Source organism: Mycobacterium sp. pR1184, from assembly GCF_041287235.1.
Taxonomy (GTDB): domain Bacteria; phylum Actinomycetota; class Actinomycetes; order Mycobacteriales; family Mycobacteriaceae; genus Mycobacterium.
Genome location: NZ_JBGGKR010000003.1, coordinates 58,057 through 73,453, shown reverse-complemented (window position 1 = coordinate 73,453; position 15,397 = coordinate 58,057). Strand labels below are relative to the sequence as shown.

At 65.8% G+C, this 15,397-nt stretch carries 16 protein-coding genes and 2 tRNA genes; 7 read left to right on the top strand and 11 right to left on the bottom strand.

Annotation, left to right across the window (positions count from 1 at the left end):
• Window positions 1-73: 73 nt before the first annotated feature.
• Window positions 74-1,462, bottom strand: coding sequence for a trigger factor (tig, locus tag ACAG21_RS06265; RefSeq protein ID WP_370495109.1), 1,389 nt, complete (start codon window positions 1,460-1,462; stop codon window positions 74-76).
• A 40-nt stretch (window positions 1,463-1,502) separates the two neighbouring features.
• Window positions 1,503-1,579, bottom strand: a tRNA-Pro gene (locus tag ACAG21_RS06260).
• Window positions 1,580-1,713: 134 nt separating this feature from the next.
• Between ACAG21_RS06260 and ACAG21_RS06255 the strand changes: the two genes are divergently transcribed.
• Both ACAG21_RS06255 and ACAG21_RS06250 read left to right on the top strand, forming a co-directional pair.
• A tRNA-Gly gene (locus ACAG21_RS06255) sits at window positions 1,714-1,784 on the top strand.
• A gap of 31 nt (window positions 1,785-1,815) precedes the next feature.
• Window positions 1,816-3,006: a serine hydrolase domain-containing protein gene (locus tag ACAG21_RS06250; protein ID WP_370495108.1), complete on the top strand. Its 1,191-nt coding sequence runs from the start codon at window positions 1,816-1,818 to the stop codon at window positions 3,004-3,006.
• Between the two features lie 68 nt (window positions 3,007-3,074).
• Here ACAG21_RS06250 and ACAG21_RS06245 read toward each other — a convergent pair whose 3' ends face one another.
• The 4 genes from ACAG21_RS06245 to ACAG21_RS06230 all read right to left on the bottom strand — a co-directional run bounded on the left by ACAG21_RS06245 (window position 3,075) and on the right by ACAG21_RS06230 (window position 5,496).
• Window positions 3,075-3,341, bottom strand: coding sequence for a hypothetical protein (locus ACAG21_RS06245; protein ID WP_370495107.1), 267 nt, complete (start codon window positions 3,339-3,341; stop codon window positions 3,075-3,077).
• Window positions 3,342-3,473: 132 nt separating this feature from the next.
• Window positions 3,474-4,274, bottom strand: coding sequence for an Fpg/Nei family DNA glycosylase (locus tag ACAG21_RS06240; RefSeq protein WP_370495106.1), 801 nt, complete (start codon window positions 4,272-4,274; stop codon window positions 3,474-3,476).
• Between the two features lies 1 nt (window position 4,275).
• The gene (locus tag ACAG21_RS06235) at window positions 4,276-4,755 is read right to left on the bottom strand and encodes a ribose-5-phosphate isomerase (RefSeq protein WP_370495105.1); all 480 of its coding nucleotides are present in this window, start codon (window positions 4,753-4,755) and stop codon (window positions 4,276-4,278) included.
• A gap of 117 nt (window positions 4,756-4,872) precedes the next feature.
• On the bottom strand, window positions 4,873-5,496 hold the full coding sequence (locus ACAG21_RS06230) for a DsbA family protein (protein WP_370495104.1): 624 nt from the start codon (window positions 5,494-5,496) through the stop codon (window positions 4,873-4,875).
• A 118-nt stretch (window positions 5,497-5,614) separates the two neighbouring features.
• Here ACAG21_RS06230 and pepN point away from each other — a divergent pair, with 118 nt between their 5' ends.
• Window positions 5,615-8,203 (top strand): aminopeptidase N, encoded by a 2,589-nt coding sequence (gene pepN, locus ACAG21_RS06225; RefSeq protein WP_370495103.1) that lies wholly within the window; start codon window positions 5,615-5,617, stop codon window positions 8,201-8,203.
• 20 nt (window positions 8,204-8,223) lie between these two features.
• Here the strand turns inward: pepN and ACAG21_RS06220 are convergent, their stop codons facing one another.
• From ACAG21_RS06220 to ACAG21_RS06205, 4 genes are all read right to left on the bottom strand, one after another.
• Window positions 8,224-8,907, bottom strand: coding sequence for a hypothetical protein (locus ACAG21_RS06220; protein ID WP_370495102.1), 684 nt, complete (start codon window positions 8,905-8,907; stop codon window positions 8,224-8,226).
• 4 nt (window positions 8,908-8,911) lie between these two features.
• Window positions 8,912-9,379, bottom strand: coding sequence for a DUF5130 domain-containing protein (locus ACAG21_RS06215; protein ID WP_370495101.1), 468 nt, complete (start codon window positions 9,377-9,379; stop codon window positions 8,912-8,914).
• A complete protein-coding gene (locus ACAG21_RS06210; RefSeq protein WP_370495467.1) occupies window positions 9,366-9,590 on the bottom strand; it encodes a hypothetical protein in 225 nt (74 codons plus the stop codon). The genes ACAG21_RS06215 and ACAG21_RS06210 overlap by 14 nt, the downstream gene beginning before the upstream one ends.
• Window positions 9,591-9,657: 67 nt before the next feature.
• Window positions 9,658-10,329, bottom strand: a complete 672-nt coding sequence (locus ACAG21_RS06205; protein WP_370495100.1) for an HNH endonuclease — start codon at window positions 10,327-10,329, stop codon at window positions 9,658-9,660.
• 143 nt (window positions 10,330-10,472) lie between these two features.
• Here ACAG21_RS06205 and ACAG21_RS06200 point away from each other — a divergent pair, with 143 nt between their 5' ends.
• From ACAG21_RS06200 to ACAG21_RS06190, 3 genes are all read left to right on the top strand, one after another.
• The gene (locus tag ACAG21_RS06200; protein ID WP_370495099.1) at window positions 10,473-10,868 is read left to right on the top strand and encodes a globin; all 396 of its coding nucleotides are present in this window, start codon (window positions 10,473-10,475) and stop codon (window positions 10,866-10,868) included.
• 25 nt (window positions 10,869-10,893) lie between these two features.
• Window positions 10,894-12,459 (top strand): glycoside hydrolase family 13 protein, encoded by a 1,566-nt coding sequence (locus ACAG21_RS06195; RefSeq protein ID WP_370495098.1) that lies wholly within the window; start codon window positions 10,894-10,896, stop codon window positions 12,457-12,459.
• Window positions 12,460-12,533: 74 nt separating this feature from the next.
• Complete coding sequence (locus ACAG21_RS06190) at window positions 12,534-13,550, top strand: pyridine nucleotide-disulfide oxidoreductase (RefSeq protein WP_370495466.1); 1,017 nt, start codon at window positions 12,534-12,536, stop codon at window positions 13,548-13,550.
• Window positions 13,551-13,692: 142 nt separating this feature from the next.
• Here the strand turns inward: ACAG21_RS06190 and ACAG21_RS06185 are convergent, their stop codons facing one another.
• On the bottom strand, window positions 13,693-14,319 hold the full coding sequence (locus ACAG21_RS06185; RefSeq protein WP_370495097.1) for a TetR family transcriptional regulator: 627 nt from the start codon (window positions 14,317-14,319) through the stop codon (window positions 13,693-13,695).
• Window positions 14,320-14,518: 199 nt separating this feature from the next.
• Here ACAG21_RS06185 and ACAG21_RS06180 point away from each other — a divergent pair, with 199 nt between their 5' ends.
• Window positions 14,519-15,385, top strand: a complete 867-nt coding sequence (locus ACAG21_RS06180; RefSeq protein ID WP_370495096.1) for an amidohydrolase family protein — start codon at window positions 14,519-14,521, stop codon at window positions 15,383-15,385.
• Window positions 15,386-15,397 lie beyond the last annotated feature (12 nt).

Here is a 15,397-nt window from a genome sequence, read left to right as displayed (position 1 = left end):
ACCAACCAAGCGCACCGTTTCGCGGCCACGCACCCCCGAAACGGGCGCGTTCGCTCACAGCGTCACGGTTGGATCATTCCTCGCTGGTCTCGTCGGCCGCGTCGTCGGCGTCCTGCGCGTCCTGCGCATCGGCGTTCTTCGTGCGGTCCGGGAAGAACTCGCTCGTGTCGATGGTGTTGCCGTCGGTGTCGGTGACGGTTGCCTTGGAAACCACCGCGGCGATGGCCAGACCGCGCCGCACGTCGGCGAACATGGCCGGCAGCTGGTTGTTTTCCTGAAGGTAGGAGAACAGCTGTTGCGGCTCGATGCCGTACTGCCGCGATGTCGCCACCAGTCGCTCGGTCAGGTCGTCCTGGCCGACCTGGACTTCCAATTCATCGGCCAGCGCGTCGAACAACAGCTGGCGCTGGACGTCCTTCTCGACCGCGGTGCGGGTCTCGGTTTCGAACTCCTCGCGCGTCTTGCCCTGCTCGGCAAGCACCTCGGCGAACTTGGCTTCGTCATGGTTGACGCTGTCGATGGCGCCGTGCATGGCGCTGTCGAACTGCTCGGCAACGATGCCCTCCGGCAGTGGCACCTCGACCTGCTCGAGCAGGGCGTCCATCGTGGCTTCCTGGATCTTGCCCGCCTGCTCGGCGCGCTTGAGGTTGGCCACTTGCTCGCGCAGGTTGCTGCGCAACTCCTCGATCGTGTCGAATTCGCTTGCCAATTGCGCGAATTCGTCGTCCGGCTCGGGCAGTTCGCGTTGCTTGATGGTCTTGACGGTAACGGTCACCAACGCGTCCTTACCGGCGTGTTCGCCGGTGGCCAGCTTGGCGGTGAATTCCTTGGACTCGTCGACGGACAGCCCGACGATCGCCTCATCGAGGCCTTCGATCAGCCGGCCGGAGCCAACCTCATGCGACAGGCCCTGCGCGGCGGCGCCCGGAACCTCTTCGCCGTCGATCGTCGCCGACAGGTCGATCGAGACGAAGTCGCCGTCGGCCGCCGGACGGTCCACTCCGGTCAGGGTGCCGAACCGGGCCCGCAGCGACTGCAGCTCGGCGTCGACGTCGTCGTCGCTGACCGCGATCGGGTCCACCGACACCTTCAGCGCGCTGAGGTCCGGGAGGGTGATCTTGGGACGGACATCGACCTCGGCGGTGAATGCGAGGTCCTCGCCGTACTCCTTCTTGGTCACCTCGATTTCGGGCCGGCCGATCGGGTGCACCTCGGTCTCGGTGACCGCTTGTCCATACCGGGTGGGCAGCGCCTCGTTGACGACCTGGTCGAGCATCTCCTCGCGGCCGAAGCGCGCCTCCAGCAACTTCATCGGCACCTTGCCGGGGCGAAACCCGGGCAGCCGGACCTGCCTGGCCAGTTCCTTGTAAGCGCGCTGGAAGTCGGGCTCGAGTTCGGTGAACGGCACCTCCACGTTGATGCGCACCCGGGTGGGGCTCAACTGCTCGACGCTGCTCTTCACGGATGTGCTCCTCGTTCTTTGTTTTCGGTGGTGCGGCGCGTGGTCGGGGTGACAGGATTTGAACCTGCGGCCTTCCGCTCCCAAAGCGGATGCGCTACCAAGCTGCGCTACACCCCGCGCTGACCTCGCGATCCTACGGCGCGACGGCGTCGGCCCACCAACGGCCTCGCAGACCTAACAGAGCGGTCACAAGGCCGCGTCGATTAGATTTGATGTTCGCCGCCAGATAAAGTCACGCTCGACTAATACATGCGGGCGTAGCTCAATGGTAGAGCCCTAGTCTTCCAAACTAGCTACGCGGGTTCGATTCCCGTCGCCCGCTCCGGGTAAGTAGTGCTCCACAGAAAGGCGCCATGAGCGACCTGAAACTGGACGTGGACATTAAGGGCTCGTGCGCGTCGGACTTCGCCGGAGTCCGCGACGCGTTCGAGCGCAACTTTGCCGAGCGTCTGGAGCAAGGCGCGGCCGTCGCGGTCTGGGTCGACGGGGACCTCGTCGTCAACCTCTGGGGTGGCTGGGCCGACGCGGCCGGCACGCGGCCGTGGGAGCAAGACACGCTGACCACGGTGCTGTCCGGCACCAAGGGCCTGTCAGCGACTTGCGTGCACCAGCTCGTCGACCGCGGGGAACTGGACCTGCACGCGCCGGTAGCGCGCTATTGGCCCGAGTTCGGCCAAGCCGGCAAGCACGACATCACGCTGGCCATGGTGATGAGCCACCGATCCGGCGTCATCGGGCCGCGGGTGCCGATGAGCTGGCAACAGGTCACCGACTGGGACTACGCCTGCGCACAGATCGCCGCCGCCGAACCATGGTGGGAGCCGGGGACCGCGCAGGGCTACCACATGACGACCTTCGGCTTCATCTGTGGCGAGGTCTTCCGTCGCACGACCGGCCGCACGATCGGTCAGTACCTGCGCACCGAGATCGCCGAGCCGCTGGGCGCCGACATCCACATCGGCCTGTCCGACGCCGAGCAACGGCGTTGCGCCGAGCGGGTGAACAAGCCGCACATGCGCGACCTGCTCACTCATATCCCCAGCGACCCGACCAGCCTGTCCGACCACCCCAAGGCGGGGCTGGCGGTGGCCATGGGCTTCGCGCCCGACGACGAGGTCAGCTCCTACGACCTCGAGCTGTGGCGCCGACTCGAATTCCCGGGCACCAACGGCCAGGTGTCGGCCCTGGGATTGGCCACGTTCTACAACGCGCTAGCCCAGGAGAAGCTGCTCAGCCGCGAACACATGGACCTGATCCGGGTGTCGCAGGGCGGGCTGGAGAACGATTTGGTGCTCGGCCCGCGCGTCGCCGACCACGGCTGGGGCCTGGGTTACATGCTCAACCAGCGGTGCGTCAACGGCCCCAACCCGCGCATCTTCGGTCACGGTGGGCTGGGTGGCTCGTTCGGCTTCGTCGACTTGGAGCACGGCATCGGCTACGCGTATGTGGCGAACCGCTTCGACGCCACCAAGGCCAACGCGGACCCACGCAGCCTCGCCCTGTCCAACGCGGTGTACGCCGTGCTGGGTGTCGACGTCAGCTGAGTCACCCGAGATAACCGCGCCCTGCCGAACGGATGCCGGCAGGGCGCAGTTGTCGGGACGGACATGAATCAGGGGTGCCAGCCGGGCGGCGGCGGCGGCGGTCCGGGCGGCCCCCAGCCGGGCGGCGGCGGCGGTCCGGGCGGGCCCCAGCCGGGCCCACGGTCCCACGGGTTTCCGGGCGGTGGCGGGGGGCCTCCGCGCCAGTCATGGCAGTTGTTCCAGTCCCAGTTGTTGCCCCAGCCCGGGTCCCACCACTCCCCCGGACACCATTGCGGGAACGGGCCGGGCTGTGCGGCAGCCTCGGCCGCCACACCCACGCCCGCCAGAGCCAACACGGCTCCCGCGAAAATCGTTGCAGCTAAACGCGGTATCGGTTTCACAAGCGCAACTTCTACCCACGATAACGCGATCGAAAACTATAGACGCCAGCGTTTCTTGCTGTCAGTTTCCTGGCAATGCGAAAAGCATCACTTTTGGCAGTTCGGGCACCAGAACACGTTGCGGCCCTCGAGGACTGCCGTGCTGATCGGGCCGCCGCACACGCGGCACGCCTCACCGGCGCGCCGGTAGACATACGTGCGGGGCCGGCCGGGGGCGTACGACGGAGGGCCGTGATCGTGTTCGGGGCGCACCACGACGATCTTGCCGCCCCGCAAGCCGACCTTCATCAGCGCGACCAGGTCGGTCCATGCGGCGTCGAACTCCGCTTCACCGACCCCTCGCCCGGGACGATACGGGTCGATCCGGTGACGGAACAACAACTCGCTTCGGTACACATTTCCCACCCCGGCGATGACACCCTGGTCCATCAGCAACGCACCAATAGGCCTGCGGGACTTCGTGATTCGGTTCCACGCCCACGCCGGGTCGGCGTCGCTGCGCAACGGGTCGGGACCAAGCTTCGCGACGACGTCGCTGACCTGAGCCTCGTCGATCACCTCGCACACCGTCGGGCCGCGCAGGTCGGTTCCGAACTCGGCGCCGACCATCCGCATCCGCACCTGTCCGACCGGTTCGGGAAGCTCGTCGCGGCGTTGCCATTCGGTGAAGGTGCCGTAGAGACCCAGATGCACGTGCACGATCGGGCCGCCGGCGTAGTGGTGGAACAGGTGCTTGCCCCAGGCGTTGGACTTGCGCAGCACCTGACCGTCGACCACCGACGCCGCATCGGCGAAGCGGCCCTGCGGGCTGGACACGGCAACGGGCGCGCCACCGAAGCGCCGTTGGTGCAACCGGGCCAAGCGGTGCAGGGTATGCCCTTCGGGCACCTTAGGCCTGCGCGCCGGGCACCGGCGGGGCCTGGTGAGTGCGCTCGTATTCGTCGAGAATGTCGATACGCCGTTGGTGGCGTTCGGCTTTCGACCACGGCGTGGTGAGGAAGGCGTCGACGAATGTCAGCGCCTCCTCCACGGTGTGCATCCGGCCGCCGATGCCGATCAGCTGTGCGTTGTTGTGCTGACGCGCCAGCGACGCGGTCTCGACGCTCCAGGCCAGCGCACACCGGGCGCCCGGCACCTTGTTGGCGGCGATCTGCTCGCCGTTGCCCGATCCCCCGATCACAATGCCCAGACTGTCGGGGTCGGCCACCGTGCGGCTGGCGGCGTCGATACAGAACGCCGGGTAGTCGTCCTCCGCGTCATAGGTGAAGGCACCGCAGTCGATCGGCTCGTGCCCGGTCTTTTTGAGGTGGTCGATGATCGCTTGCTTGAGCTCGAATCCAGCGTGGTCTGAACCCAGGTAGACGCGCATGACCGTCATTGTGCACCAGGAGCCGCGAGGCAATCCCGCCACCGTCGGCCGAGAGCGAACCGCGCGACGCGTATCCGGCGTGTCGCGTCGTGAAATTCACACTCGGCGCCGAACGGCTCAGTCGAACTCGGGCTTTTCGTGGCGCGACCGCTTGAGCTCGAAGAAGTGCGGGTAGGCGGCGAAGGTCACCGACGCGTCCCACAGCTTGCCGGCTTCCTCACCGCGCGGGATCCGCGACAGCACCGGACCGAAGAACGCGACGTTGTTCACGTGGATGGTGGGCGTTCCGACGTCGTCGCCCACCGCGTCCATGCCGGCGTGGTGGCTCTTGCGCAGCGCCTCGTCGTAGGCGTCGCTGTCGGCGGCGGCGGCCAACTCGGCCGGCAGACCGACCTCGTCGAGCGCCAGCTTGATGACGTCACCGAGCTCCTTGTTGCCCTTGTTGTGAATCTGGGCGCCCATCGCGGTGTAGAGCGGCGCCAGCACCTCGGCGCCGTGCGCCTGCTCGGCGGCGATCGCCACCCGCACCGGACCCCAGGCCCGCTTCACGTTCTCGCGGTACTGCTCGGGCAGGTCTTCGCGGTTCTCGTTGAGCACTGCCAGGCTCATCACATGGAAGTTCACCTCGATGTCGCGAACCTTTTCGACTTCGAGGATCCAGCGCGACGTGATCCATGCCCAGGGGCACAGCGGGTCGAACCAGAAATCGGCCTTGTCTTTCGCGGGGGCCTTCTCGGACATTGCGCAGTCCTCTCGGAAGAGATCGGAAACGGTTAGAGCACCGTTGTGCACAACCGTAGTCGCCGCGCGCGTGTTCCCGTTGCGCACTGTGAGCCCGCGACGCTATTAAGTTGGACGAGTGGCCCTTCCTAACCTCACCCGCGACCAAGCCGTCGAACGTGCGGCTCTGATCACCGTCGACAGCTACCAGATCAGCCTCGACGTCACCGACGGTGTTTCAGGCGGGCCCGGCGAACGAACCTTCCGCTCCACCACCACCGTGGTGTTCGACGCACTCGCCGGCGCCGACACGGTTATCGACCTGTCGGCGCAGACCGTTCGCAGTGCCACCCTCAACGGGCGCGACGTGGACGTCTCGGGGTACGACGAGTCGACCGGCATCCCGTTGCGTGGACTGGCCGACCGCAACGTGGTCGTCGTCGACGCCGACTGCCGCTACTCGAACACCGGCGAGGGACTGCATCGCTTCGTCGACCCGGTCGACAACGAGACCTACCTGTACTCGCAGTTCGAAACCGCGGACGCCAAGCGCATGTTCGCCTGCTTCGACCAGCCCGACCTCAAGGCGACGTTCGACCTGCGGGTTGCCGCGCCCGCGCACTGGAAGGTGATATCCAACGGCGCCACCACGTCGGTCGAGAACGGCGTGCACAGTTTTGCGGTCACCCCGCGGATGAGCACCTATCTGGTGGCGCTGATCGCGGGCCCGTACTCACAGTGGACCGACTCCTACCGCGACGAGCACGGCGAAATCCCGCTGGGCATTTACTGCCGGTCCTCGCTGGCCGAACACATGGACGCCGAGCGGTTGTTCACCGAGACGAAGCAGGGATTTAGCTTCTACCACAAGAACTTTGGGGTGCCGTACGCATTCGGCAAATATGACCAGCTGTTCGTTCCCGAATTCAACGCCGGCGCAATGGAAAACGCGGGAGCGGTGACCTTCCTCGAGGATTACGTCTTCCGCAGCAAGGTCACCCGTGCCTCCTACGAGCGGCGCGCCGAAACGGTGCTGCACGAGATGGCGCACATGTGGTTCGGCGACTTGGTCACCATGACGTGGTGGGACGACCTGTGGCTCAACGAGTCGTTCGCGACGTTCGCGTCAGTGCTGTGTCAGGCCGAGTCGACCGAATACACCTCAGCCTGGACGACATTCGCGACCGTCGAGAAATCGTGGGCTTACCGCCAGGACCAGTTGCCGTCGACACATCCCATCGCCGCCGACATCCCCGATCTGCACGCGGTCGAGGTGAACTTCGACGGCATCACCTACGCCAAGGGCGCGTCGGTGCTCAAGCAGCTGGTGGCCTACGTCGGGCTGGAGCACTTCCTGGCCGGACTGCGCGATTACTTCCGCACCCATGCCTTCGGCAACGCCACCTTCAGCGACCTGCTGTCCGCGCTGGAGCAGGCCTCGGGCCGCGACCTGTCGAACTGGGGACAGCAGTGGCTGAAAACCACCGGGCTCAACACGCTGCGGCCCGAATTCGACACCGATGCCGACGGGAAGTTCACCCGTTTCGCGGTGACGCAGAGCGGCGCGGCCCCGGGGGCCGGTGAGACCCGGGTGCATCGGCTGGCGGTCGGGATCTACGACGACAACGACGCGGGCAAGCTGGTGCGGGTGCATCGGGAGGAACTCGACGTCGAAGGTCCACAGACGGAAGTGCCTGGGCTGGTTGGCGTTTCGTCGGGCAAGTTGATTCTGGTCAACGACGACGACCTGACCTACTGCTCGCTTCGCCTGGACCCTCAGTCGTTGAGGACCGCGCTGGAGCGCATCGCCGACATCGCCGAGTCACTGCCCCGCTCGCTGGTGTGGTCGGCCGCGTGGGAGATGACCCGCGAGGCCGAGCTGCGTGCCCGCGACTTCGTCGCGCTGGTCTCCGGCGGTGTGCAGGCCGAGACCGAAGTCGGTGTGGCACAACGGTTGCTGATGCAGGCGCAGACCGCGCTGGGCTCTTACGCCGAGCCGGGCTGGGCCCGCGAGCACGGCTGGCCGCAGTTCGCCGATCGGGTACTGGCGTTGGCGCGAGCTGCCGAGCCGGGATCGGATCACCAGCTCGCCTTCGTCAACACGTTGTGCTCGTCGGTACTCTCCGACCGGCACATCGCGGCGCTGGCCGATCTGCTGGATCGGGATCCGTCCGAATTGGGGCTGGCAGGCCTCGAGATCGACACCGACCTGCGCTGGCGCATCGTGACCGCGTTGGCCACCGCCGGCGATATCGACGCGGACGGCATCGAGACGCCATTCATCGACGCCGAGGTGCGACGCGACCCGACCGCGACCGGCAAGCGCCACGGCGCCCAGGCTGCCGCGGCCCGGCCCCAGCTAGAGGTCAAGGAGCAGGCGTTCACCACGGTGGTCGAGGACGACACCGTCGCCAACACGTCGGCCCGCTCGATCGTCGGGGGATTCGCGGCGCCCGGCCAGGCTGAATTGCTCAAGCCGTTCACGGTGCGCTATTTCCAGGCCATTCCCGGCGTCTGGGCGCGCCGTTCCAGCGAGGTCGCGCAGACCGTGGTGATCGGGCTGTACCCGTCCTGGAACATCAGCGAGGAGGGCATCGCCGCCGCCGACGAGTTCCTGTCCGCGCCGGACTCCGAGGTGCCCCCGGCGCTGCGCCGCCTGGTGCTGGAGGGCCAGGCCGGGGTGAAGCGGGCCTTGCGGGCCCGCGCCTTTGACGCGGGTCCGCAGTAACGGCGCGCGCTACTGCACCCTTACTGGACGGTTTCGGAGGTCACCGTCATCTCGAATTCGTCGGCGCTCCACGCCGACATGAACTGCGAGATGGGCACCTGTAAATCGCGGCCCCGTTCGGTGCCGCTGTCGTTGAGATGCGCGACGCTGTTCACGGTGTCGATTCCGGTCACCACGAGTTCGTGATCGTCGGCCCCCGGTGGCGCGTTTTCCCAGATGGTCTGCGCGTGGACGCCCACCATCACGGCATGGCCCGAGCCTAGGGTGCCCTCCAGCTTGGTGAGCGCAGCGTCGTTTTGGGCATCGCTGGAGATGGTGGAGTGGATGCCGTAGTGCAGCAGCAGCGGCGGCAGATCCTCGGTGACGACGCCGTGGCCGTTTTCGTCTTCGTAGACGGTGCGCCCGCCCCCTTTGACGCTCGGCGTGTTCCTGGCGAGGTCGATGACCTCCTGCTCACTGGGCATGCTGCCGGTGATCTGGCCGACCACGCCGGCCACCGACACCAGCGCGCAGTTGTTGTCGTAGGTCTGGTACTCCCAGTACTGGGCGGCTTTGGCCGGATCGCCGTACATCCCCGGCTCTGCCAAGGCCGGCGCGAGGAGCGCCGGGCTGACCCCGAGGCCGCTGAGCACGAGCAGCAGAGCAAACGACACCGCCGCAACGGCGCGCCCCGTGGTCACGAACCGGGACGTGCAGTGGCTCATGACTCTAAGCCGGGGTGATACCAGCGCTGAGCACGCGAATCGCGCTGACCAGGCCGTCGACCAGGTGCCCCTGCTCGAACGCCGACGAGGCGGCGGCCACGCCCAGCGGGGCGGCCGATTCGGCGCCGCGCCCGCGGACCTCGGAGCCGTAGACCACCTCGATGACTGCCTGGTCGGGCGAAACGGCCAGTAGCACCGCGTTGTTGGGCGTCGGCACGTCGGCCAGGATCTCGCGCGCCCGGGCCGCGGTGTCGCTGCCCAGATCGCCGAGGTAGATGGCGAACCGCGTCATCGACTGGCGCGAGCCGTATTTCAGGGCGTCGTCGATCGCGACAAGGTCGGTGATCGGGAACGGGTAATGCACCGACAGCTCACCGGGCTCGGTGACACCGGAAACCCGTCCGCTGCTGGTGATCGCAAAGCCGACGGGCAGTTCCGCCGGCGCTTTCGTCGCTACCTCACCATGTGCCACTGGCGCCACCTCCGACTGAGAACTCCGATGCGTGATGTCCGTGCGGGTGGCCGACGAATTCGTCGGTGGCCGCCCACAGAATCGGCGGATGCGTCCACGGCTCGGACATCTTGTAAGTCGCCGGGTGCGGCCCCTTGCGCGACCAGATCAGCGCCGCCAGCACGATCACCAGCAACGCCGGGATTCCAATTAAGTACAGGTGGATCTCCATAGCGCTCACGACGCAAACCGTATCCCACGCAGTGTTCCCGCGGCGCGCTTGGACACAAGATTGGCCGTCAGGCCGCGCCCTCGCCGAGGTATCGGACCCAGGACGGATCCATTTCCTTGACCGTGGACAGCAGACGCCAGTGCTGACCGGTCGGCGGCAGCGGCGCCCGGCGCAGTGTCCAACCGAGTTCGGTGAGCAGCTTGTCGCCCTTGCGATGGTTACAGGTCGAGCAGCAGGCGACGCAGTTCTCCCAGGAGTGGCCGCCGCCGCGGCTGCGCGGCACGACGTGGTCGACGGTGTCGGCCTTCGCTCCGCAATAGGCGCAGCAAAAGCGGTCGCGGTGCATCAGCGCCGCACGGGTCATCGGGACACGGGCCCGGTAGGGAACCCGGACGTAGGTCCGCAGCTGGATCACCGACGGCACCGGGATCGACTCGCTCGCCGAGTGGATGACCGGCCCGGATGGGTCGTGGTGCACCACGTCGGCCTTGCCGCAGATCACCATCACGATCGCGCGCCGCATCGGCAGCGCGGTGAGCGGCTCGTAGGTGGAATTCAGCAGCAGAACCCGTCGGCGACTCCAGATCGACGCGCTTTCGTGCCGGTTGGGCGGATGGGTATCGGCGCCGGGGGCGGGTCGGTGGGAAAGACTATGCAGAGACGACGCGGGTGTGGGTCCGGTCAGCCCTGCCGCGGCCCCTGAACTTCGGTGGCTGCGGCGTCTCTTGCCCTGCGCCATAAATCCTCCGCCGATAGTCCACCATGATTCGTCGCCAATCGCACGCCTAATTGCTGGTGCACGCCGTGTCGAACCGGTGAACAGCAGGAGCGACTCCGCCCGTTTGACTGCGCCGGCATGCCGATGCACCACAATGGGGGGTGATGGATCAGGTACAACAGTCCTTCTACGACGCCGTCGGCGGTGCCGAGACCTTCAAAACGATCGTGGCGCGCTTCTATGCCCAGGTCCCCGAGGACGAAATCCTGCGTGAGCTGTATCCGCTGGACGACCTGCAGGGCGCCGAAGAGCGGCTGCGCATGTTCCTCGAGCAGTACTGGGGCGGCCCGCGCACCTATTCCGACCAGCGCGGCCACCCGCGGCTGCGGATGCGTCACGCGCCGTTCCGGATCACCCCGATCGAGCGCGATGCGTGGTTGCGCTGCATGCACACCGCCGTCGCGTCGATCGACTCGCAGACTCTCGACGACGAGCATCGCCGAGAGCTGCTCAACTATCTGGAAATGGCTGCTCACTCACTCGTCAATTCGCCCTTGTAGATACCTCGCAACCGAACGGAGCAATATGAGCCCCGCAGCATGGTGGTCGAACGCGGTCTTTTACCAGGTCTATCCACGGTCCTTCGCCGACAGCAACGGTGACGGGGTCGGTGACATCGACGGCATCGTCGCGCACCTGGATTACCTGGTGCAGCTGGGCATCGACGCGATCTGGCTCAGCCCGGTCACCGTCTCGCCGATGGCCGACCACGGCTACGACGTCGCCGATCCGCGTGATATCGACCCGCTGTTCGGCGGGATGCCGGCGATCGAACGGCTGATCGCGGCGGCCCACGAGCGCAACATCAAGATCACCATGGACGTGGTGCCCAACCACACCAGCTCCCAGCACGCCTGGTTCCAGGCGGCGCTGGCCGCCGGGCCGGGCACCGAAGCGCGGGAGCGGTATTACTTCCGCGACGGCAAGGGGCCCAACGGGGAACTGCCCCCCAACAACTGGACGTCGGTGTTCGGCGGGCCGGCCTGGGAGCGAGTGGTCGAGCCCGACGGCAATCCCGGCCAGTACTACCTGCATCTGTTCGACACCCACCAGCCGGACCTGAACTGGGAAAACCCCGAGGTTTTCGACGACTTCGAGGCATCGCTGCGGTTCTGGCTGGAGCGCGGGGTGGACGGCTTCCGCATCGACGTGGCACACGGGATGGCCAAGCCGGCCGGCCTGCCCGACGCGCAGGAAGCCGTCAAGGTGTTGTCGCACCGCGACGACGACCCGCGTTTCAACAACCCGGCCGTCCACGACATCCATCGCAAGATCCGCAAGATCGTCGACGAGTACGACGGCGCGGTGACCATCGGCGAAGTGTGGGTGCTGGACAACATGCTCTGGGCCGAATACCTGCGGCCCGACGAACTGCATCTCGGCTTCAATTTCCGGCTCACCAAGGTCGCCTTCGACGCGCACCAAATTCACGACGCCGTCGAGAACTCGCTGAAGGCCACCGCCATCTACGACTCCGTTCCGACCTGGACGCTGTCCAACCACGACATCGACCGTGAGGTCACCCGCTACGGCGGCGGCGAAGTCGGGCTGCGCCGGGCGCGGGCGATGGCGATGGCGATGCTCGCCCTGCCCGGCACGGTGTTCATCTACAACGGCGAGGAGCTCGGGCTGCCCGACGTACTGGACCTGCCCGAAGAGGTGCTGCAGGACCCGACCTGGGAACGGTCCGGGCACACCGAGCGGGGCCGCGACAAGGTTCGGGTTCCGCTGCCGTGGTCGGGCGACACTCCCCCGTTCGGGTTCTCCAGCTCGCCCGACACCTGGTTGCCGATTCCGGCCGACTGGGCGTCGCTGACGGTCGAAAAACAGGACGCGGATCCCGACTCGACGTTGGCGTTTTTCCGCACGGTGCTCAAATTGCGCAGGGAGCGTACCGAATTCGACGGCGTCGAGCTGCAGTGGCTGACGGCGACCGACGATGCGCTGGTATTCCGGCGGCCAGGCGGCCTGGTGTGCGCACTGAATACCGGAAATCGTCCGATGGGACTGCCCGCCGGCGAACTCATTTTCGCCAGCGCACCGTTGGTCGACGGTCAGTTGCCGGCCGACTCGGCGGCCTGGTTGGTCTAGCCTTCCACCGGGGCCGATTCGCGCCGCGGCCCGCGCTGGCCTATATGTGTTACATGGCAGCGTATGCGTGGGCAGTGATCGGAGCCGGCCCCGCCGGAATTGCCGCGGTGGGAAGGCTTTTAGATCACGGCATCGCGGCGGAGAAGATCGCCTGGATCGATCCCGCTTTTGCGGCAGGCGATCTCGGCCAGAAGTGGCGAGCGGTGTCGAGTAATACCATCGCCGAAACCTTTCTGCATTTCCTGAATGGCTCTGCGGCATTTCGGTTCTCGGAGGCACCGCCGCTGCCGCTGCGAGACGTCGAGCCGGCCCAGACCTGCGCGCTGGACCTGGTGGCCGATCCGCTGGTGTGGATTACCGGGCACCTGCGCGAGCGGGTACACGTCTTTCAGACAACAGCGACCTCGCTTTTTCTGGGCAACAGGCAGTGGAGAATTGAAACCGGACAACAAGAGGTCATCTCCGAAAATGTGATCCTCGCCGTGGGTGCGGTGCCCAAGAAGCTTGCGTATCCCGGCCTCGAGGAGATTGCCGTCGAGGTCGCACTGGATCCCGACCGGCTCGCCGAGCAGTCGCTCGACGGCGCGACGGTGGCCGTCTTCGGCTCGTCGCACTCGTCGATGATCGTGCTGCCGAATCTGCTGCGCAACCCCGTCGCACGGGTGATCAACTTCTACCAGAGCCCGCTGAAATACGCTGTGTATCTGAATGATTGGATCCTGTTCGACGACACCGGCCTGAAAGGCCGCGCGGCCGCGTGGGCGCGGGAGAACATCGACGGCGTCTATCCGGAACGGCTGGACAGATGCTGGGTATCAAGCCCGGAGTTCGACGACAAACTCGCGCAATGCGATCGCGTGGTCTACACCGTCGGTTTCGAGCGCAGAAAGCTGCCCGAGACGCCGCAGTGGGGCCCGCTGGATTACAACAGGAGAAACGGAATCCTTGCCCCGGGACTCTTCGGGCTGGGCATCGGGTTTCCGGAATATGCCGAAGATCCGTACGGATTCGGGCAATACCGGGTGGGGCTCAAGAAGTTTATGGATTACCTGGATGCCGTCTTGCCGTTGTGGTTGCTGTACCCGACCTGACACGCGGTGGCGATGCCTGCCTACGAAGCACCAAGATTTTTGTCCGTTCGATCGCTACTACGGCTGCGCATGGGACATCTCGTCCGCCAGTCGGTCGCATACCGGCGGATCCATGGCGCAATGGTGACATGGGTGCATGCCCTCATGTCTCGTGATCTGCCACAGATCCGATCAACGTTCGCGCGACCCACTCCACCCGCTGCAGCGCTTCGTCCAGGGCGAGGCCCCCGGTGAGCACCGCCATCAGCGCGCTGGTCAACGCCGCGTTCACTCCGAAGTTAACGTCGGCTACGCGTTCCTGCGGAATACCCTCGAGTAACCGGTCAAACAGCTCGACGTTGGTCCGTCTCATGTGGTCGATCCCGGTCTTGGTTTCGGGATCGGTGGATGTCATAGCCTCGAGCATTAGTGCCGTCATCCGGGGGTTGCGATGAAATGCGCGCTGCGCGCGTTGGAGGTAGTCCAGTACCGCTGGTAGCGGGCCGTCTCCGGTCGGCCCGCCGCGTGTCATCACCCGCCGCGTCAGCCTCTTCTGCCAATCCTCGAGTGCGGCGGCCAGCAGGCGCTCCTTTGAGTTGAAGTACCGGTACACGGTGCCGAGTGCAACACCGGATCGCTGAGCCACGTCGCGCATCTGCACCGCATCCGCACCCACCTCGCCGATCAAGGCGATCACCGCCTCAATGATTCGGCTCCGCCGCAGGAGCTGACTGCTGGTCATGTCGGCGATGGGAAGGATCTCGGCCTTCGGACGTTCGGTAGCTCTCACGGGACGGGACTCTTCCTTCGTTGCCGACTGAGCTCTAGATATTACTGCGTTCTAACAAGACTAGATAGATTTCGCCGGAGACTTCCTGGTAATACCAGTTTTACCTCCGTGGCGCCGGAGCCGTGCTTGATAAAAATAGAACCGTGTTTCATTATGGGTTATGTAGCGCGCCACTCCACCCGCCCAATCGGAGATGCCCATGCCCGGACCCGTCGGCTTACCGGTGATCGACACGATGATCGGCTTCCCGCACGAGGGATCCGCTCAGTACGACTTCATCCGCAGGCAGACGAAAGACCGCGACTCCAAGGAGAACTTCGAGTTCCCCGTCGAGTACATGTTCAAAGACGTACCCGCAGGGTTGCCGACGGACGATCCGGTCACGTTGGTGCTGCAGCAGATGGATCGGTTCGGCATCGAAAAAGCCATGATCGGCGTGACCGAGCCATGCGCCGCGAAAGCGCTGAAGACGTTCCCGGATCGGTTCATTCCCTCCGGCGCCATCGCCGACCCCAATGACGTGATGGGTTCGGTGAACGCCATCCGCCGCGACTACGAGCAGTACGGAATACGCGCAACTTCGGTGTTCCCGGCGGGCACCTTCCCGCAGGTCGCGATCGACGACCCGAAGATGTATCCGATCTACGCAACCTGCGTCGACCTGGGCATACCGATCTTCGTGTGCGCGGGCGTTCCCGGCCCCCGCGTTCCCTTTGCACCACAAGAGGTTTCACGGATAGACGCGGTGATGTTCGACTTCCCCGACTTAGTGTTCGTCACCCGCCACGGCTGCGAACCCTGGGAAGACCTCGCGGTCAAGCTGATGCTCAAGTGGCCGAATCTCTACTACTCGACCTCGGCCTTCGCGCCCAAGTACTACCCGAAAGCGATCATCGACTACGCGAACTCCCGCGGTGCCGACAAGGTGCTCTACGCCGGCTACTTCCCCATGGGCCTGTCGCTGGAGCGAATCTTCAGCGAGCTGCCCGGAGTGCCGTTCAAAGACACGGTGTGGCCAAAGTTCCTGTACGGCAATGCTGCCCGCATCCTCGGCCTCGGGGACTGATCGACGCCATTC